The organism is Psychromonas sp. CNPT3, from assembly GCF_000153405.2.
Classification (GTDB): Bacteria; Pseudomonadota; Gammaproteobacteria; order Enterobacterales; family Psychromonadaceae; genus Psychromonas.
Genome location: NC_020802.1, coordinates 150,514 through 175,194, shown reverse-complemented (window position 1 = coordinate 175,194; position 24,681 = coordinate 150,514). Strand labels below are relative to the sequence as shown.

The following is a 24,681-nucleotide window of genomic DNA, read 5'->3' as shown; positions in this document are numbered from 1 at the left end:
ATAAGTCTGTCGCATAATAAGGAATATGCAATGTTACAACGGCATTTTAGTCAATTGTTACTGTTAATTTGGAAGCTATCGAGTGTTTTTGTTATCCCCTTGATAATGTTTCTCTATGTTTACATACTGCAACAATCTGACGCGAGCTTCACATTTCAAACCCTAGATCAGGGCAGTAACATCCATAAGTGGATTGTTTTTGCTATTTATCTCCTTTATTTAGGTCTGTGGAAATTATCTAATAAAAGTGTCATTTATTATCTTAAAAGAATGGAATATTAATGCTGACTGTAAACCATTTACTTCTTTTACTCGCCTTTGAAAGTGCCCTCTTGTTATTGGTTGTTATTATTTTTATGCGCTTAAAAAATAAAAATACGGAGCTGAGTATTAACCTGCAACTCAACGAGCAATCCCTGGGGTTTCAACAACAGCAGGCAGTGCAATACAATGAGAAAATAGACTCACAAACAATACTCATAGACAGCCTACAACGACAAAATCAAAAGATAACAGCGCGCGTACGTGAAAGTGAATTACGCCAGCAAGCTGGGGAGCAACGCCTGCGAGACCAGCAAGATAACGAAGAAAAATTAAGTAACCAATTTGAATTATTATCACAACGTATCTTTAGTGAAAAATCAGAGCAATTTAAAAACGTAAACCAAGAAAGTCTGCAACAGTTATTAAGCCCGTTACAGCTACAAATTGAAGGTTTTAAAAAACAAGTCACCCAATGTTATATTGATGAGAGTAAAGAGCGTTATAACTTACAAAGCGAAATTAAAAAATTAGCAAATATTAACCTGTTGATGCAACAAGAAACGCTTAATTTAACCAATGCACTAAAAGGGGACAATAAACAGCAAGGTAATTGGGGTGAAATTGTTCTACAGCGTATTTTAGAAAACTCAGGGCTACGTGAAGGCCATGAGTACGAAACTCAAAAACACTATAAAAATGAACAAGGGCAACGCTTCCTTCCCGATGTCATCGTGCACTTACCGCAACAAAAAGACATTATTATTGACTCGAAAGTATCCCTTGTGGCTTATGAACGCTTTTTTAATAGTGATGATGTCACTGAGCAGAAACAAGCCATCAGCGCGCATTGCGCCTCTATTCGTCAACATATAAAAAGTTTAGGTAAAAAAGATTATCAAAATTTACTCGGCGCCAATCGTTTAGATTATGTGCTTTTATTCGTGGCCGTTGAGCCCGCTTTTATCGTTGCCATTGAGCATGATCCTGAGCTTGTAAAACTTGCATTAGATAATAATATTTTACTCGCAAGCCCCACTAATTTAATGATAGCCCTGCGCACCATCGAAAACTTATGGCGCTTTGATCAGCAACATAAAAATGGGAGGCATATCGCAGCACAAGCCAGTAAGTTATACGACAAACTGCGCCTTTTTAGTCACAATATGCTTGATGTTGGGCAAAGCCTAGGCAAAGCGCAAGATAGCTATGATCATGCATTAAAACAGCTGAGTACCGGCAGAGGCAATGTCATCGCGCAAGCCGAAGCATTGCGCCAAATGGGAGTGGTAGTCAACAAACCGTTGCCAGAGAGCTTAGTTACTAACGCAGGATCAGGCGTTTCGTTAAGTGAGGCCACGCACGCTATAACGGACAGTGAAATAGAGATAAAGACGCTATAAAAAGAATAACGTCACTTATCTCATATTTTTACGATACTAGCGACGCCAGAAATGACGAGTAAACAAGACTACAACGGTCAGTATTTCTAAACGGCCCATCAACATCCCTATCGCAAGCACCCACTTTGATGCATCGGCTAGATGTGCGAAATTACCTGACGGGCCAATCGAAGGGGTGAGTCCCGGCCCCACATTAGACACCGCGGTAATAGAGGCGGTAAACGCTTCAATCGCAGGAGAGCCAAACAAACTGAGCAGTAAAGTAGACAAGCCTATCGTCATTAAATACGCCAATACAAAGGCAATTAATGAACGTAAAATATCATCACTTACAATGCGATTATTGTATTTTTGAGGGAAAATACCCCGAGGGTGCATTAACAAAAGTAATTGTCGATTTAATAAGCGCAAGGCAATTTGAAAACGAAATATTTTAATACCGCCCGCGGTAGAGCCTGAACACGCCCCTATAAAGAGCAAGCCTAAAAAGATAACAACACTAAAATCACCCCATTGCACAAAATCATCTAACCCGTAGCCGGTGGTCGTTAATATCGATATCACATTAAATAAGCTTAAGCGTAATGCATCTAACCATCCAAACTGATCGGTTAGCACCAAATAAACCGTCAGCAATGATGAAAAAACAACCACTAAGGTAAAAAATCCACAGACTTGTGCATCTTTATAAATCGCACTGGGCTGACGCCGATTAAAGGCGCGAATAAGCAGTAAAAACGGTAGCCCACCTAAGAACATAAAAATAATGGCATTCCAATGCGCGCCGATAGAAAAGTGGCCCATAGAGCCATCAGAGGTGGAGTAACCTCCCGTTGATATAGTGGTCATAGCGTGATTAACCGCTTCAAAGCCATTCATCCCCGTGAGTCTATAACCGATAAAACAACAAATACTCAGCAGTAAATAAACCGCTAAAATATCTAAGGCAACTTGGCGCGTTTTAGACTCGGCTTTATCTGACCAATCTGACGATTCCGTTTGGAATAAACGCATCCCACCCACATTCAAAAAAGGTAAAATAGCTACGCCCATCACAATAAAGCCCACACCACCTAACCATTGCAAAATAGAGCGCCATAATAAAATACTATGTGGCATCGAATCTAAATCATGTAACACCGTACTGCCGGTAGTGGTGATCCCTGACATTGTTTCAAAGAAGGCATCGCTATAGCTAATATGTTCAATAAAAACAAAAGGTAGCGCCGCAAATAAACTCGCTAAGACCCATACCCCCGTGGTTAATAAAAACATTTCTCGTACGCCTAAACGAGAACGCTCTTTTTCATCACCCACAAAAATAAAAATAAATGAAAAGATATGCGTAATAATAATAGCGGCGAGAAATTCTACCCCACCCAATGACTCATTATAAAAAGCCAAAGCCATGGGGAAATACATAAATACCGCCATTTTTGATAAAACGAGGCCGGTAATAAAAAAAAGAGGACGGTAAACCATTATCTATGCGCTTATATTTATAAAAAGAAAGGACTTGGCTGAAATAACTTTTCAATTTCAGTGATGTATTTTTTATTCACTAAAAATAAAATGACATGATCATCGCTTTCTATGATGGTCTTATCATGCGCTATCAACACTTCTCCATTACGCATTATCGCGCCAATACTCGTACCTTTAGGTAATTTTAACTGCTTGATTTCACGTCCAACCACTTTCGACGTGATCTTATCACCTCGCGCCACAATTTCTATCGCTTCAGCCATCCCTTCACGTAACGAATACACATATTTAAGATCGGCTTTACGCACATGGGTTAATAGCTCTGAAATCGTGACCTGTTGGGGAGAGATAGCAATATCGAGAATGTTGCCTTGTACGAGATCGACATAAGCATTACGTTGAATAAGCACCATTACTTTTCGTGCGCCAAGTCGTTTTGCTAGCATAGCTGACATAATATTTGCTTCATCATCGTTAGTGACGGTAATAAACAAGTCAATTTGATCAATATGCTCTTCAAGTAATAATTCTTGATCAGAAGAGTCGCCACAAAAAACTAACGTACTTGATAACGTTTCCGATAAATATTCAGCACGTTTAAGATTTTTTTCAATTAACTTAACAGAATTATCTTTTTCTAAACGCTTTGCTAAACTTTCACCAATATAGCCACCACCCACAATCATAATGCGCTTATAAGGCAATTCTAATTTTTGCATTTCACTCATGATTGCTTTTATATGCTGACTCGCCGTAATAAAGAACACTTCATCATCCGCTTCAATGATGGTTGATCCCTGCGGTCTAATGGCTTTACCTCGACGAAAAATAGCCGCCACGCGCGCTTCTATATTTGGCATATGCTCTTTTAATGTTGAAATTGCGCTACCGACTAAAGAGCCTCCATAATACGCTTTCATCGCAACTAAACCGATCTTACCTTCGGCAAAGTGGGCAACTTGTAATGCCCCTGGGTGCTCTATCAATTGGAAAATATAATCGCTGACCAGTTTTTCAGGCGCGATCATATGATCAATGGGGAAAGCGTCACTATTAAATAATTCTTTTTCATACATCACCACACTTTGCGAGCGAATACGGGCGATTTTCTTCGGCACATTAAACAGCGTAAACGCAATTTGGCAGGCCACCATATTCACTTCATCAGAGTTGGTCACCGCTATTAGCATATCTGCATCAGCCGCACCTGCTTCTGCAAGCGTAGTCGGACTCGATGCGCTGCCGAGCACAACGCGTAAGTCGAAACGATCTTGAAGTGCTTGTAACTGCTCATGGGAGTGATCAACAACGGTAATATCATTATTCTCACCCACTAAATTTTCAGCAAGAGATGCACCCACTTGGCCTGCACCTAAAATTATAATTTTCACAATATGTCACTTTTCAATTTATGGGTGATGATGGGAAAAAGCAAAACATCACTCTTTCCCCTTGGTTTTATGTTTTAAAACTGATAAAAAACACTAATCCGCTTTTTGCAATTTGGCATAATAAAAACCATCCATTGTATCGTCATTCGGTAATAATTGACGACCAACAGTGGTACTTGCGTATTGTTTTGATAACGGGACTAGTTTTGCATCTGCATGCGTCTCTAAAAATGCCTTAATTTGCAAATCATTTTCATCCGGTAAAATAGAGCATGTCGCATATAATAAAATACCACCGGCTTTGAGTTTATCCCAAAGCGCATTTAATATGCTTTTTTGTAACGACACTAACTCCTTGATATCACTATCGCGGCGTAACCAACGGATATCTGGATGACGACGAATAACACCTGTCGCACTACATGGCGCGTCACATAAAATGCGATCAAACTTTTCACCTTTCCACCAAACATCCGGTGTTGATGCATCTCCGTGGATAACCGTAGCGGTTAAATTCAGACGCTCTAAATTCTCGCGCACACGCACTAAACGTTTATCATCTGCATCGACGGCCACCATTTGCGCGATTTTAGGCTGTCGCTCTAAACTATGCACTGTTTTGCCACCAGGCGCAGCACAAGCATCTAAAACGAGATCGCCAGGTTGTGCATCTAAATAATGGGCAGCTAACTGAGCAGCCCCATCTTGCACAGACACCCAACCGTCCTCAAAGCCCGGTAATTGGTAGACATCCGTCGCTTTATCCAGACATAACGCGTTTTTATTTTCACTGTCCAACGCCAAGCGGGAGCCTAAGTCTTTTTCTGTTAATAACGCTTGGTAACTTTTTACGTCATGGTGCAATGCATTTACACGTAGCCACATTGGTGCTTGTTGATTATTTTCAAGCATGATCGAGGCGGCTTTTTCTTTACCATATGCACTTTGCAGGCGCTTAACCAACCAGCCTGGATGACAATATAATAAAGTATCTTGTTGATCTGCTTTTTCGATTAATGCCTCTTGCTCACGTAAAAAATTACGTAAAACTCCGTTAACCATGCCTTTAAGCGCTTGCTTATTTAACGCTTTAGCACCATTAACCGTTTCACCAACCGCTGCATGGCTCGGAATGCGCGTATACAATAATTGATAAATACCCACTAAAATCAAAAAATGGAAAACACGCTGTTTACCTTTTAAGGGTTTCTGCATTAACGAGCGACAGAAAAAATCCAAACGCGGTAACGTACGTAAAACGCCATAACAAAGCACTTGTAATAACGCTTTGTCTTTGGGCGTTAAATCTTTCTGTAATACAGGCAAAGCTTGCGATAATGATTGGCCTTGCTCAACAACGAGGTTAAGGACTTGGGCGGCCAGAGCGCGAACATTCATGATTTATTACCTTCTACACATAACACATTACCCGGCGCAAATAATTCACGACGAGAATTTAAAATATCTTGTACTGGCATCGCTTTCTTACCCGCAAGTTGGATCACTTCTAAATTTAAGACCCCTTTACCAGTTGCAACTTGAATACCCGTTTTATACGCCATTAAAATAGTACCCGGTAGCGCATCGGTTTCGATATCAAGGACGCTCACTTGATGCACTTTAACCGCATTTCCTGCTAATTGAAAATAACTCATTGGCCAAGGATTAAAGGCGCGTACGCAGCGCTCTATAAACTTCGCATCATCAGACCAATTAATTAAGGCTTCATCTTTACTTAATTTTTTAGCGTATGTCGCTAAGCTATCATCTTGTATTTCAGCCGTTATTTCACCTTTCGCTAGCTTTTCAATCGTCTCAATCAATGCCGGTGGTGCTAACTTTGCTAATTTTTCATATAACGAAGCACTGCTTTCCTGTGCATTTATTGGACAAATCACTTTAGATAACATTGCACCCGTATCTAGGCCAACATCCATTTGCATGATAGTCACACCCGTTTGTGCATCTCCCGCCCAAATAGCACGCTGAATTGGCGCAGCGCCACGCCAGCGAGGCAATAACGAGCCATGAACATTTAAACATCCTAAGCGTGGCATCTCTAAAATGGCACTCGGCAAAATCAAGCCGTAGGCGACGACTACCATTAAATCTGCCTTTAAGTCTGCAAATTCATTACGCACGTCTTCTTGTTTAAAGTTTTCGGGTTGATATACGGCAATATTATTATCAAGGGCGAGTTGTTTTACTGCACTCATCATTAATTTTTTACCGCGTCCTGCGCGTCTGTCGGGCTGCGTATAAACCGCAACAACATGACATTGAGCATCGAGTAATGCTTGCAGATGCTTAGCTGCAAAATCGGGTGTACCTGCAAAAATAATATTTAAGTTTTTCACAAAAGGCCTTAATTATATGGGATCAAACAAATTTTTCATTTTGACGTTGTAATTTTTCAAGCTTCGTTTTAATGCGTTTTTGTTTAAAAGGAGAGAGGTAATCAATAAACAATTTTCCTATTAAATGATCCAGTTCATGCTGAATACAAACCGCCAGTAAGCTATCCGCTTCTATTTGTTGCGCGTTACCCTGCACATCTTGAAACTTAACCGTGACAAATTCTGCGCGTGTAATATCGGCATTGATATCCGGCACAGAAAGACAACCCTCTTGCGAACATTCCTCGCCTGACTGTGAAATAATTTCAGGATTGATTAAAACAATCGGATCATCGCGCTCATCTGACACATCGATAACCACAATACGCTGATGAATATCAACTTGAGTAGCAGCTAAACCGACCCCATTTTCTTCATACATGGTATCAATCATATCTTGAGCAATATCAATGAGTTCAGGAGTGAAATTACTCACTTTTTTTGCCACCGTTCGCAGTCGTGGATCGGGAAAATGTAATACGTCAAGTAACGCCATGATGCTATCTGCTCTATAGTTAATTTTTAAGAAAGGTAATTTTATACCAATCTTATACACAGATGCAAATTCAGAGACGTCTAGCAATCAATGTACAAAGCAAGAGTTATACTAGTAATGCCTAATTCATCCTGTATTATGGTTGATATTCATACTTAATTTATACGCAGAGCAACAAGGATTGTTATGAAATTAAAAATGCTAGTATCTGTCTTATGCGCGACTATTTTCTCGTTAAATTTATATGCAGATACACTTACCCTTAGAGACAAACACCCGAGCACATATATCGTTGTTAAAGGTGATACTTTATGGGATATTTCTGCCCTTTTCTTAAAAAACCCTTGGTTATGGCCGCGGTTATGGCAACAAAACCAACAAATAGCGGATCCCCATTGGATCTATCCCGGTGACAAATTAAATCTAGTCTGGATCAATGGTCAGCCTCGATTAACGACGAAACGCGTGCTAAAACTCTCTCCTAATATGCGTTTAAACCTAAAAGAAAAAGCAATAACCACCATTAACTTAAGTCATATTGCCGCCTTTCTCTCGCGCGATCATATTATTGATGCAAAGCTCGTTAAAGATGCACCTCGTTTAGTGGGTAATAGCACATCAAAACCGCGTTTTATTGCAGGCGATGTTATTTATGCTCAAGGTCAATATGATAAAGACAAGTTGTATGGCATTTATCGCCTTAACGAACCTCTGATTGATCCGCTCAGCAAAGAAAATTTAGGCTCGCAGTTAACCTTTATTGCTCTGAGTAAAATATCTAAAGATATAAATGTGCAGTCTAATGCACAAGTCACGGCGATGAAGATCTTAAAAAGTGCACAAGAAGCACGCCAAGGTGATTTACTTTTAGCACTGCCTGAGCAAGATTTCCTGCCCGCTTATTTTTTACCTCAAGCGGTCAACGCCTCTATCAAAGGGCAATTACTCGGTGCGTTAAATACCAAAACTAAACTGGGTAAATGGGATATTGTGATCATCAACAAGGGCCGACGTGAAAATATTAAGCCCGGAGCTATGTTCGCCATCATGCACGCTGGCCCTGACATCTCAGTTGACAAACATAATATTGTGTACCAAAAAGATAGCACTGTTTTTGAACAAATAGGTAAAGCCGACATCACCCTTCCGGCGCTACGCGTTGGGGAGTTGATGGTATTTAAAACGTATGAGAAAACCAGTATCGCGATAATTATGCGCAGTGCTAGTATTATTAATGCACACGCACTTATTCAAGGGCTCGACTTTTAATAACGGAGGCATTTATTCAACGAGACTTATTTTCTCAATGCGACCCCAGCTCTTTTGAGCAACGCTATCTTTATCAGTGGATGATATTAGATAGCGTGCCTCGCTTGCCTAAACGCCTGTTATTTTCATTGTTGCGCCGTCATAACATTGACCAATTAGACACACTATCCTACTCACAATTACGTCAGTACAAATTCAACGATGCGCAGATCCAATCCTTAAAAAATCCCAATCAACAAAAAATACAAGCCAATTTAGACTGGCAAAATGTCGATCAAAATAAATACATTATTGCCTTTGATGATCCTAGCTATCCCCCCTTGCTCAAAGAGATATCCAATCCGCCTTTGTTACTTTATTTACAAGGTGATATCACTCTGTTATTAAAACCTCAAATTGCCATTGTCGGCAGTCGCTCCTGCACCCTTTATGGCCAACAAAAGTCTTATCAATTTGCACAACAATTAAGCAAGGCTGGCTTTGTCATTAGCAGTGGCCTTGCTATGGGGGTTGATGGTTTCGCCCACCAAGGCGCATTAGATGCGTCGCAAAAAACACTGGCAGTACTTGGCTCAGGATTAAATAATATTTATCCTAAAAGGCACCAAGCTTTAGCCCAAGAAATTATTAATAAAGGTTTATTGGTCTCGGAGTTTTGGCCAGACACCCCGCCTTTAGCTGCAAACTTTCCGCGTCGAAATAGAATAATTTCAGGATTAAGCTTAGGCGTTCTGGTTGTTGAAGCATCAAAACGTAGCGGCTCATTGATCACCGCGCGTTATGCTAACGAGCAAAATAGAGAAGTCTTTGCTCTGCCGGGGTGCATCGATAATCCGCAAGCTTGTGGTTGCCATCAACTCATCCAACAAGGCGCCAAATTAATCACGAAAAGCGAAGATATTTTCAGTGAATTTCAACATCTTGATTTATTTATCCCACAGCAAGATACCCTTTCAAGCTATCTAGCAACGCACGCATTTTTATTGCAACACATTGATTTTTACAACACGACACTGGATCAATTATTACAGCGTAGCGGTTTAGATTTACTCTCTTTACAAAAGCAGTTAATAGAATTAGAGATAGATGGTAGTATTAGCCTCTCGGTAGACGGATATATAAAGTTAAAAGGCTAACAATGTTTGAAGTAATTATTTATCTCTTTGAAAGTTATATGCAACTGGATCAAAGTGTGGATGTCGATGCAGAAGAGATCACCGAAGAGCTTTTAGGTGAAGGTTTTTCTGATGATGAAATTTCTAAAGCTTTGGCTTGGTTAGATAATTTAACCACGTTACATGAAAAAAAAGTAAAATATCCAACCTTACAAGCCAGAGACAGCTCGTACCGTATTTATAATGACATGGAAAAAATGCATGTTAATTGTGAAGCACAAGGTTACATCTCCTATTTAGAACAAGCAAAAATTATTAACACGCACAGCAGAGAGATCGTTATCGAGAGTATTATTTCTCTGGAAATGCCCGATTTATCCTTACAAAATTTAAAATGGTTAATTTTAATGGTTCTCTTTAATGATCCTGAGAGTAGTGATGCCTTTTTACAACTCGAATCCATGTTATTAGACTTTCAAGATGGGTTGATCCATTAAATGAACACACCCTTAAGCCAGCATAAAAAAGTCGAAGAGCTTTGCCCTCAGTGTGGGCAAGCGTTACATATTCGCAATTCTAAAAATGGCGCTTTTTTATGTTGCTCAAATTATCCAACATGCGATCACCTACGCCCCTTACATGAAAAAAGTGAGATCACAAAAAGACTCAGTGGTTCACACTGTCCGCTCTGCCAAGAAGAACTAGTTTTAAAACAAGGACGCTATGGCCTCTTTGTTAGTTGCAGTGATCACCCCCAATGTCTGTATATTGCGCCATTATCTGACAATAAAAAAACAGAAGAGAATAATACAAATATAAAGTGCCCTCTTTGCACAAAAGGACAATTAGTCAAACGTCAATCACGCTATGGTAAAACATTTTATGCCTGCGACAATTACCCCAGTTGTAAATATGCGCTCAATGATAAACCGGTTAATGAGTTTTGCCCCGATTGCCATTGGCCTCTTTTGATCGAGCGAAAAACGGCACAAGCATTGCGTATTATCTGCCCAAAAAAAGGGTGTGGTTATCGTAGTAAGCCTATATAATTAATGCTCTTTATTTTAAAGTAACCTTGATTTTATTCAGTAATCTACCTTGTGAGGAAGTACGATGAAAAATGTATTTGTTGCCATTTTAATGGGCTCTGATTCCGACCTGCCCAGCATGCAAAAAACCATTGATATCTTAAAATCTTTTTCGGTTCGCTATGAAGTTAAAATCACTTCAGCACACCGCACCCCTGTGGCGACGCATGATTATGTGACGGATGCTGAAGCGCGTGGCTGTAAAGTCTTTATTTGCGCAGCCGGTTTAGCGGCACATTTAGCGGGCGCTGTCGCGGGTATTACTACTCGCCCAATCATTGGAGTGCCAATTGAATGTGGCCCCTTACGCGGTCACGATGCACTGCTTTCAACGGTCATGATGCCAGCTGGCGTGCCAGTTGCAACGGTTGCCATTGGTAGTGCGGGTGCAAAAAATGCGGCTTACCTTGCCGTACAAATGCTCGCCATCGCAGATGATGATTTAGCACTCAAAGTACAACAAGATCGCGCTAACAATGCCCTTGCGGTTATCGCCAAAGATAAAGCGTTACAAGAAAAATTAAGCAATGGATAACTTGTGCTGAAAACCTCCCTTACAAACGCCCTGAAAGTATTAAACAATCAGGGTGTTATTGCATATCCAACGGAATCTGTTTTTGGTTTAGGTTGCGATCCTGACAGCCCAGATGCACTGCAAAAAATATTAAAAATTAAACAACGCCCCGCACATAAAGGCCTTATTCTTATAGCGGCAAACACTAAGCAACTACAAGACTATGCCGATTTTTCACAATTAAGTCCGGCGCAAATAGCGCGAATGCAAGCGACATGGCCTGGCCCAGTTACTTGGATCGTACCCGCAAAGAAAAACTTACAGCCTCTTATCAAAGGTGACTTTGAAAGTGTCGCAGTACGAGTAACCGCTCACCCTATTGTTAGCGAGCTGTGCACCTTATTTAATAAACCCATTATTTCAACCAGTGCAAACATATCGGGTCAAGATGCCTGCCAAAATGCGGCACAAGTACAAAAAATGTTTGTAGATACACCTTTATTAGAAACCATTGTGCAGGCATCCGTGAGTGCTTTTGGTAGCCCGTCACAAATTTATGACGCCTTAACCGGTAAGCGCTTACGCTAAACAATATTGACGGAGAAGCCGATGTTAGACGACCCACGTGTACTAAAAGAGACCATCAACAGTATTATGCCGTTTGGAAAATATGCGGGTCGAAAACTTATTTATTTACCCGAGCCATATTTAGTCTGGTTCCATAATAGTGGATTTCCAGCGGGAAAACTTGGCCAACAGCTGGCACTCATGTATGAAATTAAACTCAATGGCTTAGAATCGATGCTTGAGCCTCTTATTATAAAATAACAAGCGCTCTCGACCAAAAATATATCCTACGGAGGTCCACTGACACTTAAAGGTAAGTGAATACCTCCCCCTTATCCCCTATAAACCCTAACACCTCAAAACTAGCATCCAAAGTAGCTCATAAAAACGCTTACGTAACAATACATTCATATATTCGTTACAATTCGTGTTGAGATCATAGTACATTCGTCTTTTTATCCGTAACATGCGGCTCCTGTGCAAAAAAATATAAAATACAAAACTTTTAGGCTAATATTTATCTATACATTTAACAAAATGTAAGGTTACACAAGAAGCCCACAACCTCGTATCTGCACAATGAAATATAAATTGGAATACTTATGTCAAATACAAAAAAAAATGATGATTTAAAAAGTTCCGCTCCCGAGTGGAAAACATTTTTATTTCTTACTGTCTGTCTTTTCCCCATTTTAAGCGTGGCTTTAATTGGCGTATACGGATTCAGCGTTTGGTTCTTACAAATGTTCTTAATGGGCCCTCCAGGTCATTAACCCCCTATATATAATAAAGGTTTCAAAATGATTGAAATAATTAAACAATTTTGGAAAATAATCAGTAAGCCAAGCGTGCATTTAAGTTTTGGGTTACTCACCATTGGCGGTTTTTTAGCCGGCGTGATTTTTTGGGGCGGATTTAATACTGCACTTGAAGTGACCAATACCGAAGCATTTTGTATAAGTTGCCATGAGATGGGCGATAATGTCTATGTTGAGTTACAAGAAACAGTGCATTGGAAAAACCATTCTGGAGTGCGTGCAACCTGCCCTGATTGCCATGTTCCACATAACTGGACAGATAAAATAGCCCGAAAAATGCAAGCTTCAAAAGAAGTTTGGAGCACCATTTTTGGGAGTATAAATACACGTGAAAAGTTTTTAGCTAAACGAGGCAAACTGGCTCAACATGAATGGGATCGTTTTACCGCCAATAACTCTTTAGAATGCAAAAATTGCCATAATTACAAAAGTATGGATTTTGAGCTGATGTCTGAAAGAGCGCAGGTACAAATGAAAATGGCTGCCGAGCGCGATCAAAGTTGTATTGATTGTCATAAAGGGATCGCCCATCATTTACCGGATGATATGCACAATGGTGAAGGCACGTTAGCGGAATTAGAAGCGCTTGCAAGCTCATCATATGATAGCGGGAAAAGTTATTATAGCGTACGCCAACTGCCTTTATTTACCGATCAAGACTTAAGCATCGAAGCGGGTCAACTTAACACCGCAACCAAAGTTGAAATCATCAAAATTAAAGGTGATGCCATTCAAGTGAAGCTTGATGTATGGCGTAAAACTAAAGGCTTTGGACGCGTGATGTTTGAAGATTTCGCCATGAATATTAATGATGGTTATCTCACCAAAGACGTTGCAAAAGATACAACATTCTTAAGTACTGGCGAATCCAAAATTGATGATTTGACAGGCTTACCTTGGCAAAAAGTCGATGTGACATTGTGGATGCGTAATGGCTCTTTAACCGAATCAAGAGAAACACTTTGGACTTATGCTAAAGCAAAATATGAAACAACATGTAGCGTGTGTCACACTCAGCCGGCCGTTGATCATTTTGATACTAACACTTGGCCGGGCATGTTTAATGGTATGTTAGCGTTTGTGAACCTAGATGGTGATACACAAGCCTTGATCCTTAAATATCTACAAAAACATTCTTCTGATTTTTCAGATAAAAGCCACTAATTAGGAGTAATGCATGTCAATTTCAAGACGTCGTTTTTTACAAGGCCTGTTTGCATCAAGTGGAGCCGCCTTAGTTGGCCCGGGACTATTGCAAGTGGCGCACGCCAGTAGCAATGAGTTAGCGAGCCAATGGAAAATCAGTGGCTCACATTGGGGCGCATTTCGCGCCCGTGTTTATGCCGGTAAAGTGCAAGAAATAAAAGCATTTGAACTCGATAAATACCCAACCGATATGCTCAATGGTATTCAAGGCATTATCTACAGCCCATCACGAATTCGTTACCCAATGGTCCGTTATGAGTGGTATTTGAACCGTCAGAAAAGTAATAATGCGAAGCGCGGTGATAACCGTTTTATTCGCGTCACTTGGGATGAAGCTATCACCCTTTTCCATGATGAACTCGAGCGCATGCAAACCCAATATGGTCCTTGGGCGATTCATGCGGGCAGTACCGGATGGCGATCTACCGGGCAAGTTCACTCTTGTGGTAACCATATGGCGCGTGCGATTGCGATGCATGGTTATAGCGTCAGTAAAGTAGGAGACTACTCTACCGGTGCTGGCCAAACGATCATGCCTTATGTCCTTGGGAGCACGGAAGTTTATGCGCAAGGCACTTCATGGCCTCTTATTTTAAAACACAGTAAAACCATCGTACTGTGGGGCACCGATCTGGTTAAGAACTTACAAGTTGGCTGGAACTGTGAAACGCATGAAGCGTTTGAGTACCTTGAACAATTAAAAGAAAAAATAGCGAAGAAAGAGATCCGCGTGATCAGTATTGATCCGGTGATCACTAAAACACAGGGGTATTTGAATTCAGAGCAGCGTTATATCAACCCGCAAACTGACGTGCCCTTTATGCTTGCGATAGCACATACCTTGTATAACGAAGATTTATACGATAAAAAATTCTTAGATACTTACGCTTTAGGCTTTGAAGAATTTGTGCCTTACCTTCAAGGTAAAAGCAAAGACATGATAGAGAAAACCCCTGAATGGGCTGCCTCTATTTGTGGCATTAAAGCCGATGACATTCGTGAATTTGCACGCCTGTTAGTCAGCGATCGCACTCAAATTATGGTGGGGTGGAGCTTGCAGCGTCAGCAGCATGGCGAACAACCTTATTGGATGGCGGCTGTTTTGGCAGCCATGATTGGCCAAATTGGTCTTCCGGGGGGTGGTGTCAGTTATGCGCATCACTATAGCTCTGTGGGCGTTGCGTCAACGGGGGCTGCGGGCCCTGGAGGATTCCCTCGTAATCCCGATAAACCGAATAAGCGCATTCATAAAAATAAAGATTTTAAAGGCTATAGCAGTACGATCCCCGTCGCTCGCTGGGTTGATGCACTTTTAGAGCCAGGTAAGAAAATCCAAGCCAATGGCGCAACCATTACCTTACCCGATTTAAAAATGATGGTCTTTTCGGGTTGTAATCCGTGGCATCATCATCAAGATCGTAACAACATGAAAAAAGCTTTTCAGAAATTAGAGACTGTGGTGTCTATTGATTTTACATGGACAGCAACATGTCGTTTCTCCGATATTGTTTTACCGGCATGTACGCAGTGGGAACGTAATGACTTAGATTTATACGGATCTTACAGTGCTCGTGGTTTGATTGCTATGCACAAGCTAGTAGATCCTCTTTTCCAGTCTAAAACTGACTTTGATATTTTCACTTTACTTGCACGTAAATTTGGCCAAGAAAAAGATTATACGCGCGGTAAAAATGAGATGCAGTGGGTAGAGGAGCTTTATGATGGCTGTGTTAAAGCCAATAAAGGCAAGTTTGACATGCCTGATTTTAAAACGTTTTGGAAAGATGGTTTTGTTGATTTTGGTAAAGGCAAAGAATGGACTCGCCAAGCCGATTTTCGTGAAGATCCTGAAATCCATGCCTTAGGCACACCTTCTGGCTTTATTGAAATATTTAGCCGTAAAATAGACAGATATGGCTACAAAGAGTGTCAAGGTCATCCAATGTGGTTTGAAAAATCTGAACGCTCTCATGGGGGCCCTGGCTCAGATAAACACCCTATTTGGCTACAATCATGTCATCCGAATAAACGTTTGCATTCACAAATGTGTGATTCTCAGGCTTTTCGCGAAACATACACAGTACAAGGCAGAGAGCCTATTTACCTTAACCCAACCGATGCTAAGCAACGTGGCATTAAAGATGGCGATTTAGTCCGCGTGTTTAATGATCGCGGCCAATTATTAGCGGGCGCCGTACTGTCTAATAACTTTGCACCCGGTGTCGCACGCATTGAAGAGGGGGCATGGTACGCGCCTATTGATGAAACGATTGGCTCTTTAGATACCTATGGCGATCCAAACACCCTGACTCAAGATATTCCAACCTCAGAGCTTGCACAAGCAACCAGTGCCAATACCTGTCAGGTTGAGTATGAGAAATTTAAAGGAAAAGTCCCAGCCGTGACCGCCTTTACCGGCCCGACAGAGGTAAACTAAGTGATGACAGATAGCGAAATAAATGAGCAACGAGCAAGTTTATATTGGTGGTTTGCAACCTTATTAACCAAAGAGTTAAATAGCGAACAACTCAGTCAATATTTTTCGGGTGATGGCGTTAATTTATTAACAAAGCTCGATACAGAGCCTGATTTTAAAGATGCCATTGCAAAGATTAGAAGTGGCTTAGTGATGGTGATGGCCATAGAGCAACCCACACTTGAGTTGGCGGCTGATTTTAGCCAGCTATTCTTAACGGATGCAAAAAAAGGGGCGCCACCGTATGCGTCCGTGTATCTTTCAAAATCAGGGCAGATGTTTGAAAAGCCGCATCAACAAATGTTGGCACTCTTTAAAAAGGAAGGCTTAGCGATTGATCCTGACTTTAAAGAGCCAGCGGATCATATCGCGATCCAACTCGATTATTTAGGTAATTTGATATTAAAAGATGCTAACAAGAGTAGCCACGCGCAACATGCTTTTATTGAAGAGCATTTATTAAGCTGGTTAACACCTTTTGTTAATTCAACGTTACGCGTACAAAATTCAGGCTTCTATCAAGGTATTTGTTTATTATTACAAGCCTATATTGAGCAAGACTTTAAACGTTTAAGCCTAGAACAAACAAGCTAAGTAAAAAGTAAATAAGCGCATCATAAGGTGCGCTTATTTTTTAGATGCTTGCGCCAATGCATCCAACACAAGGTTACTCGTTAACAAGGTTGGCAGTTCAATGCCTTGCGGCGCATTTGGACCATACACAATATTAAACGGTACGCCATAACGTGAATATCGCTGTAAATACTGCGTAATATTATTCGATCGCACCGTCCAATCCCCTTGCATTAGAGTAATGTTTTCAGCTTGTAATGCACTATATACAGGTTGCTGTAATAACACGCCCAGTTTATTTGCCTTACAAGTAACGCACCAATCTGCCGTCACATCCACAAACACAGTTTTACCTAGACTCACTTGTAGACTTATTTCTTGCGCATTTAACACTTGCCAATGTAGCGTTTTATTAAGCGTACTCCCCCCATATTTAGGGCTTAGATTAAGCAATAAGAAAGCCGAACCTATGCAGAATATGCTCGCTACAAAAGCCATTATAAATATTTTTTTGCCATGCTTTTTAAAGATCAACACGCCGAGCAAGCCTAAAAAGAGGATCGCTATAATAAGGATCGCACTGAGACCAACAAAGCGCACCATTAAGCTCAGTAACCAAAAACAGGTGAGTAATATCATTACCGCGAAAAAACTTTTAAGGATAGACATCCATTTGCCGGGTTTGGGTAATAATAAGGCCAATTGTGGGAACAATGCGATACACAGCCAAGGTAATGCCATGCCCAGACCCAATGCAGTAAATACCGCCACTAATTCAATACTTGATGCACCTAAGGCATAAGCTATCGCGGTGCCTAAAAAAGGCGCACTGCAAGGGGTTGCCAGTAAGGTTGCAAACATACCCTGAAGATAATGCCCCAAATAAGTATTACCGCCTTTAAGCGCTAACCAGGTTTGCCATTTACTCGGTAATTGTATCTCAAAAAATCCCAGCATATTAAGTGCAAATAAAGCCGTAATGAGCACCATAAAGCCAATAAAGTAAGGGCTTTGGAATTGTATTCCCCAGCCTAACGCTTGACCTGAAAATTTTAAGACCAACAGGAAAAGAGCAATCAGCCAAAAAGAGCTGATAATACCAAAAGAAGATGCCAAGAATTGTTTGCGAATAATACCTCTATGCAAGCCCTTCGAAGATAAAATACTGCTTAACTTCATCCCTAATACGGGTAAAACGCAAGGCATCACATTTAAAATCAGGCCCCCTAATAACGCAAATAAGAAGATAGAAAAAAGGCTCTTGGCGCTATCTTCTTTAACCTCTAATGAGGTGGCATCCTCGCCACTTTTGGCAATAAAGCTCACCTCTATTGCACTATTATCATCAACAATAGTGCTGTGAATTTCAGCCTCACTAATATCAACTTCGCCACCCCAACTCGACGCATCAAAACGCGCAATCAATTGTGCGCCTTGCACTTCTATTTGAGGTTTACTAAAAAAGACATGCGCATATTTTTCATCTAAAATATCAGTGAATAAATCGACATTTTTCCAATCGACCTGTCCGCTCACTCGAATAATAAGTTGTTGTTTACTCTGATCCCATACGCCACTAAAGGCTTGGATAATGCCTTTGTTTTTTGTATCGGTTATCGCACTGGCTTTTATCTGCACCGGCACTTGACTCAATGCCTGTGCATAAGTAAACGCCAAGTTAGCATCGAAAACTAATTGCGTCGGATCAAAAATCAGTTCAATATCATAATCACTAAGCACACAGATATTGGTACATGAGGCGAGCGTCAAGCGCCCTTTTAAATGTGCAGGTTGCGTAATATCTTTAAGATATATGGTAATGGGGAAATGGATTTGATGCTTATAACCGAGCGTCTCTATCCCTGCGACAGGGTAACGCTTAGGTGTTGGCCAGAGCCAATCAACGCTGGCAATATTAGTTGACTCAGTTTGCCAGTTAAATTGTGGCGCAACACCCCCTTCACCAGGAGATCGCCAATAGGTTTTCCAAGGGTTTTCTAAAGTGACATCTAAAATGGCATTAACACTTTGCAGCGTTTTATTAACCTGCTGAGTTAATTGCAGACTCACCGCCACAGACGGATGCTGAGCATCAATTAACCAACCGGTCGCCGTTTTATCTTCAATACTTGCCCATAAAAAGGCACTGCCTAAACTTAAAAATAAAACCACAAAGACTGAAAATGCTCGAATTAAACGCTGCGCCATGTAACACCCCAAAAAATAACTTTATCTCTGTATAAAGTTAAAAATCAACCGAACATAAAAAGAGAAATAAAAGAGCTCTTTTACTTTTACTTTTACTATTAAATAACTTTTCCGTTACACTGCATTCTCTATAAATTAACCAAGATTGTCAAAAGAGGTATTATGTTTATTATTCGCTGGGTATTAGGTCGCATTATTTTATTGCTTAATTTTGTTTTTAGTCCAAAAGCATATAAAAGAGAATTGCACCTACAAAAATCAATGGATGAACAAACTGCATCCCTCGCATTATACCAATATAACGCCTGTCCGTTTTGCGTTAAAGTGCGCAGACAAATACGTCGTCAATCATTGAACATTCGCCTCGTTGATGCAAAACAAGACGAATATAAAAAGCAGTTAGAAACGCAAGGAGGCACTATAAAAGTGCCTTGTTTACGTATTGAAGAGCAAAATAAAGTGACTTGGCTATATGAGTCTTCTGCCATTATTGATCACTTAAAAACACATTTTAATCGCTAATAATACCAAAGGAATTAATATAGCTTCCATGTATTGCGCAGGAAAAATTAACACTAGCAAGGCGTGAGTTGTAGGAGATAGTTGTTCTCACTTCAAAACTCACAACGTAGGTAGGGATAATTTCAACAAGCAAGACGGGTAGCCTTTTTAGTTCCTTTGGTATAAAGCGCTTTTATCTGCGCAATGAACCGCGCAGATAAAATCACACTTAATTAATGATGATGATGATGGTGGTGATCGTGATCATGCCCTTTTAAAAAGCGTTGCGGAATAAGCTCTGCAATAAAATCACGCGCTCCTCGGCGTAATAATGATACAAAATAAAGCACCAGGATCAACGCTAAACTTAAATATTGCCACCAAGAATAATCTCCCTGATGTAACTCAAACCATGTTGATGTGCTGCTGATCATAAACTGATTCATACCCAGACCAATTAAGAACGCTAAGCCAAACATAAATAATAACAAACTAATGGCTGCAAATATGCCTTGTTGCTTTTTAATTGCGCTTAGTAATTCTAAGCTTATCGTTGGCGCAATCAATAAGAACGCCATGCCCGCACCCGGAGAGAGTCCTGCCATTAACAGTAACGCTATCACCGGCGTCACCCCTGTCGCGCATAATGAGAAAGGGAACGCGACTAAAATCATCACTAACACTTGTAACCATAGTGCTTGATCAAAAAAGGCCCACGCGGAGTTAGCCGATAACGTGGCAGCTAATGCCCAACCCAATAACACCCAAGGCGCAGTATGATCTAACTGGTGTAAATAGCCCTGCTTAATAGACGCTAAGAAACGCGATCCAGAATGTTGTTTAACACTGAGTTCATCTGTCTGCGCCGTATCTGTATTTTTAAAATGCCGACCTAATATATAAGCAATCAAGAAGGCAAACGTCGCGCCAAGCAATACACGTAATCCCACCATTTCTAAGCTTAATAAAGGTAATGAGATCAACAAAGAGTCAAAGGCAATGATCGGTGTCGCAATTAAAAATGCGATAGCAAAGGTTTGATTGACACCACTTGCCAGTAACTGTTGATACATCTTACTTGCCTGTGCCGAGCACACTGGAAGCGCTAACCCGTAGAATAAACCTTTGGTGCTGTCTTTAGCAAAAGATGAACTGTCTTGTTTAGGTAACTGTGTATAAGTGGGTTTGAAATAATGCATTAACGCACTTAAAAAATAAGCGAGCAATAACAATGGCGCAGTATAAAGTGCAAGCTGTATAAAATTAGCTAATGTAAGCGCGGTTTTATGTTCTTTTTCTGCATGTTGATGGCCTTCATGTGCATCATTCTCATGCATCTCATCATGATGCTCAGTATGCTCATCACCCTCATGCATCTCATCATTATGCTCATGCAACTCATCATGGTGATCGTCATGTTCATCACCCTCATGCAACTCATCATGGTGATCATGATCTGCCACGCCAGCAACCTCTTGATGTTGCTCAATCGTCACACTTTTTCCATGTGCGTGATCGTGTGACGCATAACCTAACCAGTGTGGTAGCAGTAAGGCACCTAAAACAATCAAACCAACAACACTACCAATACCCGCTGCATATTTGTTTTCTTTTTCTTCTCGTGGTGCCTGCGATTTCAAATACGGTCGATGTAAAACCACATGCATGATTGAACCCATCACAAAGGCTTGGAACCACGCCAGCCATTGGCCGTCGAGTTGTGAGAGAGAATATTCAGAAAATAACGCGCCGAGTAATGTGGCTAGCGACATCAAACTTAAAATTGCCAGTGGTAATAAACGCCCATACTGCGGACGTAATAACCACCAAACCGTTAAACCTACTGGGAAACGATGCAATAAAACACCCAAAGCCAATAACCAACCAGTATGATCAAACATCTCTACATTTAATGCAGAGCCATCGATACTTGCATGCAACACTAAGCCTAAAACACCTAAAAACAAGGTCATTTGATGTGCTTGATGAGCCGCTTTATGAAAATACTTTTCAACCCAACTTGGCGCTAATAATCCTAACGCCATTAACACAAGTACTATCAATCCCCCTTCGTGCAACACTTCCGGTAAGATATGGAATAAAACCAGTCCTGAGATGGTCACAAAAATAAACGCATCAAGCAGATCTAACCAACCCGGTTGCCTTTGTAATAAACGATACGTAAAGGGCCCAAGGAACAGAGCTAAAATACTCAATATTAATAACATAACCAGATGATCTCATTTTTTATGAACGACTTAAAGTGTTATAATATAACAAAAATATATTAGGATCTACACAAATGAGAACATTATCATTTAGATGTTAAGAGAATTAAGTATTTTTGAAGCTAACATTAAGAAATAAAACATTAAAAAATTTACACTTTATTTAAAATAGTAAGTGATTTGAGGTAAATTTAAGCAGGAAAAAACAATAAAGATAACAAATTAAGAAGAATAATAGAAATGAAGCGCCTATTTTCCGGCGCTATACAAATGTAAGTTATAAAATGTAATTTATAAAAAGAGAAGCTTCGCACTTCTATTTTTATTGCCAATATTTAACGACTCGCAAATAATAATCCTTCACGATAATAACGCTGAGCATCGGTAATGAGACCTTCTTTTTCTAATAAACTGGCTAATAAAGTAAAGTCTTTTACCTCGGGCAAGCTTGCGACACTCACTTTCAAATGCTCAATCACGGCGCCAAAATTATTTTCTTTATATTTTAAATAGGCAAGTGCACGGTGTATTGATGCGTTATTTTTGTCCTTTTTCAATTTTTTATCCAGAAAAACAATTAAGGGATAAAAATCAGTTAAACTTAATTTATCTAAATAAACTAATAACGTAGTCGAAAATTGCTTATGTAATTTTTCTAATAAAAAGGCTTCTGCATGCTTCATGCGTTGCGCACTAATATACGCATCTAGTAACTTGGTTTGGTAAGTTAACTCTTTACGCATGGCGCGGGGCAACTCTTTTTCCCAGAACAATTGTAAGCTTTCAGCGCTGTCTGCACTTAACTGTTTAAAATAATGCGTATAAGCATTTTCTAACAAAGTATTAAATTCCAGCGTATTAAACGTTAAATTTTTACGGTGTTTATTTAAAATATCTAAGTAGCGTTTCCACTCCTCTAACGCAGGATAAATACCTAAATACAAGGTCACTATTTTTTTGTTATTCGGGAAATTATTATCTAGCTCGCGTAAGGTGGCTAATGCATTCTCATATTGATGCGCTTCAATTTGTAATTCAACCCACACCAAACCAATACCTAAATGGCACTCTTTTTGACTTGAAAGTGCTTCTTGAAAGTATTCGTCACGCAGTTCATATTTATTTTCAAGCTGGGCTGCTCGCGCTGCTGCTATATAGGTTAATGCAGGTGATTCACTGCGCGCAGCCGATTTAGCTAATAGTTTTTGTGCTTGTTTAGTATTGCCCTCAAATAACGCCAACATGCCTAATAAACTGTTCTTTTTAGCTTTATTGGTTTTTCTTACCCCAAACCAACCACTTGTTAATGAACTTAAGGCTAATAATCTGCGGATCATCCATTCCAAAAATAACAGTACAAAATAAAATAAGAAAACTAATAAACTGGCATTGATCAAGGTCATTTCATAGGTTGTATAGCGATCAAAAGAGATCAATAAATAACCTTTGTTCGCACTGATCTCAGGTCCTAATAATAGTCCCAGTAATAATATGCCGATAATGATCATAATACGAAGCATGGCTTAACCTCCTGTTGTTACACGTGGGCTAGATAAGGATCTTTTTATGCGTTGCATCAGCACTGTTTGTAAAATAGCCGTACTTTGTAATTGGTCTGGATAATTTACTTGTAGCTTATTCTTACTTAATTTGATGATGGCATCATTAAAATGACTGGTCGTACTATCATCTAGCTTAAAATAAGTGGCTAACGTACGGCTAATATTATGCATCGCAATATCATAAATAACTTGTTGTTGGCGGTATACTGCAAATTCTGCTTTCGCTAAATTATTGCGAATATTCTCTTTCAGGTACCAGGTTTGCGTCGGTGAAAGTAATGCTTCAATTTTCGAGTCGCGTTTAGTGATGGTAATGAAATTAGCTAAAAAATTATTCCACGATTTACTAATATTATCCTCCCAATCTGATATATCAGCCGACACGAAGCGTGATTTATTTTTAGGCTGGGCTTGCACCTCTAAATCAATGAGTTTTAATTTATCCACTCTGCGCTCTAAACTTGTTAAAGCAAGCACCATACCCTCAAAATCTTTTTTAGGTAATGCGCGTAGTTGTTCAATATCTTCAAGTAAAGCACCACGTAGCGGGCTTAAACTCGCATCATTTAACTCGACAATACGTTGATCTGCGGCCCCTAAAAGTGCCATCGCAGTTTGTACGTCATGCTCTAACCAAATTTTCCGTCCCGCTAATGACAAAAGGTATTCAACCTCCGCTAAGATCCAATCATTAGGCTGGCGAATAGTCGCTTCAGAAACATGTCTTTGTAGTGCTTGCAGATCAGTATGTAATAATTTATTTTGGCCGAACATTTTTTGTAGTTCAGCGCCTGATTTTGCTTCATCTTGTTTTAAATTGCTTTGTAATAGCGTCAATAAGCGTTGATTGTTAATTTGAGATTGTTCTTGTCGTAAAAGCTTAGTGCTAAGTATAAGTAACTTTTCTTGCTGTTGTTTTACCTGCTTTTGAGCGCTTTGATAATATGTAAACGCAGAGCCCCCCATTACCATTAATAATAACAACGCAAAAATCGATAGATAAAGTGCGATATAGCCACTTTTAGGTGATCTCTTTTTTTCCGGTGTCTTTGCAGATACACTCGCAGCTTTAATACTTATTTTTTCATTGTCTTTATGTTCAGGCATAATTTCCTCACACATTT

23 protein-coding genes are annotated in these 24,681 nt (G+C 40.0%); 14 read left to right on the top strand and 9 right to left on the bottom strand.

The genetic code is table 11. The annotated features are described in order from the left end of the window. Window positions 1-30: 30 nt before the first annotated feature. Together PCNPT3_RS00805 and rmuC are read left to right on the top strand one after the other, a co-directional pair. Window positions 31-282: a hypothetical protein gene (locus PCNPT3_RS00805; RefSeq protein WP_015463967.1), complete on the top strand. Its 252-nt coding sequence runs from the start codon at window positions 31-33 to the stop codon at window positions 280-282. Next, window positions 282-1,664, top strand: a complete 1,383-nt coding sequence (gene rmuC, locus PCNPT3_RS00800; RefSeq protein WP_015463966.1) for a DNA recombination protein RmuC — start codon at window positions 282-284, stop codon at window positions 1,662-1,664. The genes PCNPT3_RS00805 and rmuC overlap by 1 nt, the downstream gene beginning before the upstream one ends. Before the next feature lie 36 nt (window positions 1,665-1,700). Here the strand turns inward: rmuC and PCNPT3_RS00795 are convergent, their stop codons facing one another. From PCNPT3_RS00795 to def, 5 genes are all read right to left on the bottom strand, one after another. Next, a complete protein-coding gene (locus PCNPT3_RS00795; RefSeq protein WP_015463965.1) occupies window positions 1,701-3,146 on the bottom strand; it encodes a TrkH family potassium uptake protein in 1,446 nt (481 codons plus the stop codon). 17 nt (window positions 3,147-3,163) lie between these two features. Further along, complete coding sequence (gene trkA, locus PCNPT3_RS00790) at window positions 3,164-4,540, bottom strand: Trk system potassium transporter TrkA (RefSeq protein ID WP_015463964.1); 1,377 nt, start codon at window positions 4,538-4,540, stop codon at window positions 3,164-3,166. Between the two features lie 93 nt (window positions 4,541-4,633). Then, on the bottom strand, window positions 4,634-5,938 hold the full coding sequence (rsmB, locus tag PCNPT3_RS00785) for a 16S rRNA (cytosine(967)-C(5))-methyltransferase RsmB (RefSeq protein ID WP_015463963.1): 1,305 nt from the start codon (window positions 5,936-5,938) through the stop codon (window positions 4,634-4,636). Beyond that, a complete protein-coding gene (gene fmt / locus PCNPT3_RS00780; RefSeq protein WP_015463962.1) occupies window positions 5,935-6,897 on the bottom strand; it encodes a methionyl-tRNA formyltransferase in 963 nt (320 codons plus the stop codon). Before fmt ends, rsmB begins: the two co-directional genes overlap by 4 nt. Before the next feature lie 22 nt (window positions 6,898-6,919). Further along, a complete protein-coding gene (def, locus tag PCNPT3_RS00775; protein WP_015463961.1) occupies window positions 6,920-7,432 on the bottom strand; it encodes a peptide deformylase in 513 nt (170 codons plus the stop codon). A gap of 186 nt (window positions 7,433-7,618) precedes the next feature. Here def and PCNPT3_RS00770 point away from each other — a divergent pair, with 186 nt between their 5' ends. The 11 genes from PCNPT3_RS00770 to torD all read left to right on the top strand — a co-directional run bounded on the left by PCNPT3_RS00770 (window position 7,619) and on the right by torD (window position 17,079). Next, a complete protein-coding gene (locus PCNPT3_RS00770; protein ID WP_015463960.1) occupies window positions 7,619-8,701 on the top strand; it encodes a LysM peptidoglycan-binding domain-containing protein in 1,083 nt (360 codons plus the stop codon). A 95-nt stretch (window positions 8,702-8,796) separates the two neighbouring features. Next, the gene (dprA, locus tag PCNPT3_RS00765; protein WP_232207378.1) at window positions 8,797-9,837 is read left to right on the top strand and encodes a DNA-processing protein DprA; all 1,041 of its coding nucleotides are present in this window, start codon (window positions 8,797-8,799) and stop codon (window positions 9,835-9,837) included. A gap of 2 nt (window positions 9,838-9,839) precedes the next feature. After that, window positions 9,840-10,313, top strand: coding sequence for a DUF494 domain-containing protein (locus PCNPT3_RS14100; RefSeq protein WP_015463958.1), 474 nt, complete (start codon window positions 9,840-9,842; stop codon window positions 10,311-10,313). Beyond that, a complete protein-coding gene (locus PCNPT3_RS14095) occupies window positions 10,314-10,865 on the top strand; it encodes a DNA topoisomerase family protein (protein WP_015463957.1) in 552 nt (183 codons plus the stop codon). 64 nt (window positions 10,866-10,929) lie between these two features. After that, window positions 10,930-11,439, top strand: coding sequence for a 5-(carboxyamino)imidazole ribonucleotide mutase (gene purE, locus PCNPT3_RS00750; RefSeq protein WP_015463956.1), 510 nt, complete (start codon window positions 10,930-10,932; stop codon window positions 11,437-11,439). Between the two features lie 3 nt (window positions 11,440-11,442). Beyond that, window positions 11,443-12,006, top strand: coding sequence for a Sua5/YciO/YrdC/YwlC family protein (locus PCNPT3_RS00745; protein ID WP_015463955.1), 564 nt, complete (start codon window positions 11,443-11,445; stop codon window positions 12,004-12,006). A 21-nt stretch (window positions 12,007-12,027) separates the two neighbouring features. Then, on the top strand, window positions 12,028-12,246 hold the full coding sequence (locus PCNPT3_RS00740) for a DUF3820 family protein (protein WP_015463954.1): 219 nt from the start codon (window positions 12,028-12,030) through the stop codon (window positions 12,244-12,246). A 341-nt stretch (window positions 12,247-12,587) separates the two neighbouring features. Then, the gene (gene torE / locus PCNPT3_RS00735; protein ID WP_015463953.1) at window positions 12,588-12,758 is read left to right on the top strand and encodes a trimethylamine N-oxide reductase system protein TorE; all 171 of its coding nucleotides are present in this window, start codon (window positions 12,588-12,590) and stop codon (window positions 12,756-12,758) included. A 27-nt stretch (window positions 12,759-12,785) separates the two neighbouring features. Then, window positions 12,786-13,967 (top strand): pentaheme c-type cytochrome TorC, encoded by a 1,182-nt coding sequence (torC, locus tag PCNPT3_RS00730; RefSeq protein ID WP_015463952.1) that lies wholly within the window; start codon window positions 12,786-12,788, stop codon window positions 13,965-13,967. Between the two features lie 13 nt (window positions 13,968-13,980). Further along, window positions 13,981-16,446 (top strand): trimethylamine-N-oxide reductase TorA, encoded by a 2,466-nt coding sequence (gene torA, locus PCNPT3_RS00725; RefSeq protein WP_015463951.1) that lies wholly within the window; start codon window positions 13,981-13,983, stop codon window positions 16,444-16,446. 3 nt (window positions 16,447-16,449) lie between these two features. Further along, window positions 16,450-17,079, top strand: a complete 630-nt coding sequence (gene torD / locus PCNPT3_RS00720) for a molecular chaperone TorD (RefSeq protein ID WP_041771326.1) — start codon at window positions 16,450-16,452, stop codon at window positions 17,077-17,079. A 33-nt stretch (window positions 17,080-17,112) separates the two neighbouring features. On the opposite strand, the gene PCNPT3_RS00715 is transcribed toward torD, so the two are convergent. Next, window positions 17,113-19,266, bottom strand: a complete 2,154-nt coding sequence (locus PCNPT3_RS00715; RefSeq protein ID WP_015463949.1) for a protein-disulfide reductase DsbD family protein — start codon at window positions 19,264-19,266, stop codon at window positions 17,113-17,115. A gap of 162 nt (window positions 19,267-19,428) precedes the next feature. On the opposite strand from PCNPT3_RS00715, the gene PCNPT3_RS00710 reads away from it, so the two are divergent. Beyond that, window positions 19,429-19,788, top strand: coding sequence for a glutathione S-transferase N-terminal domain-containing protein (locus tag PCNPT3_RS00710; RefSeq protein ID WP_015463948.1), 360 nt, complete (start codon window positions 19,429-19,431; stop codon window positions 19,786-19,788). 212 nt (window positions 19,789-20,000) lie between these two features. Here the strand turns inward: PCNPT3_RS00710 and PCNPT3_RS00705 are convergent, their stop codons facing one another. The 3 genes from PCNPT3_RS00705 to PCNPT3_RS00695 all read right to left on the bottom strand — a co-directional run bounded on the left by PCNPT3_RS00705 (window position 20,001) and on the right by PCNPT3_RS00695 (window position 24,664). Beyond that, complete coding sequence (locus PCNPT3_RS00705) at window positions 20,001-21,995, bottom strand: permease (RefSeq protein ID WP_015463947.1); 1,995 nt, start codon at window positions 21,993-21,995, stop codon at window positions 20,001-20,003. Window positions 21,996-22,330: 335 nt separating this feature from the next. After that, on the bottom strand, window positions 22,331-23,515 hold the full coding sequence (locus tag PCNPT3_RS00700; RefSeq protein WP_015463946.1) for a heme biosynthesis HemY N-terminal domain-containing protein: 1,185 nt from the start codon (window positions 23,513-23,515) through the stop codon (window positions 22,331-22,333). A 3-nt stretch (window positions 23,516-23,518) separates the two neighbouring features. After that, window positions 23,519-24,664: a uroporphyrinogen-III C-methyltransferase gene (locus PCNPT3_RS00695; protein WP_015463945.1), complete on the bottom strand. Its 1,146-nt coding sequence runs from the start codon at window positions 24,662-24,664 to the stop codon at window positions 23,519-23,521. Between the last annotated feature and the right edge of the window lie 17 nt (window positions 24,665-24,681).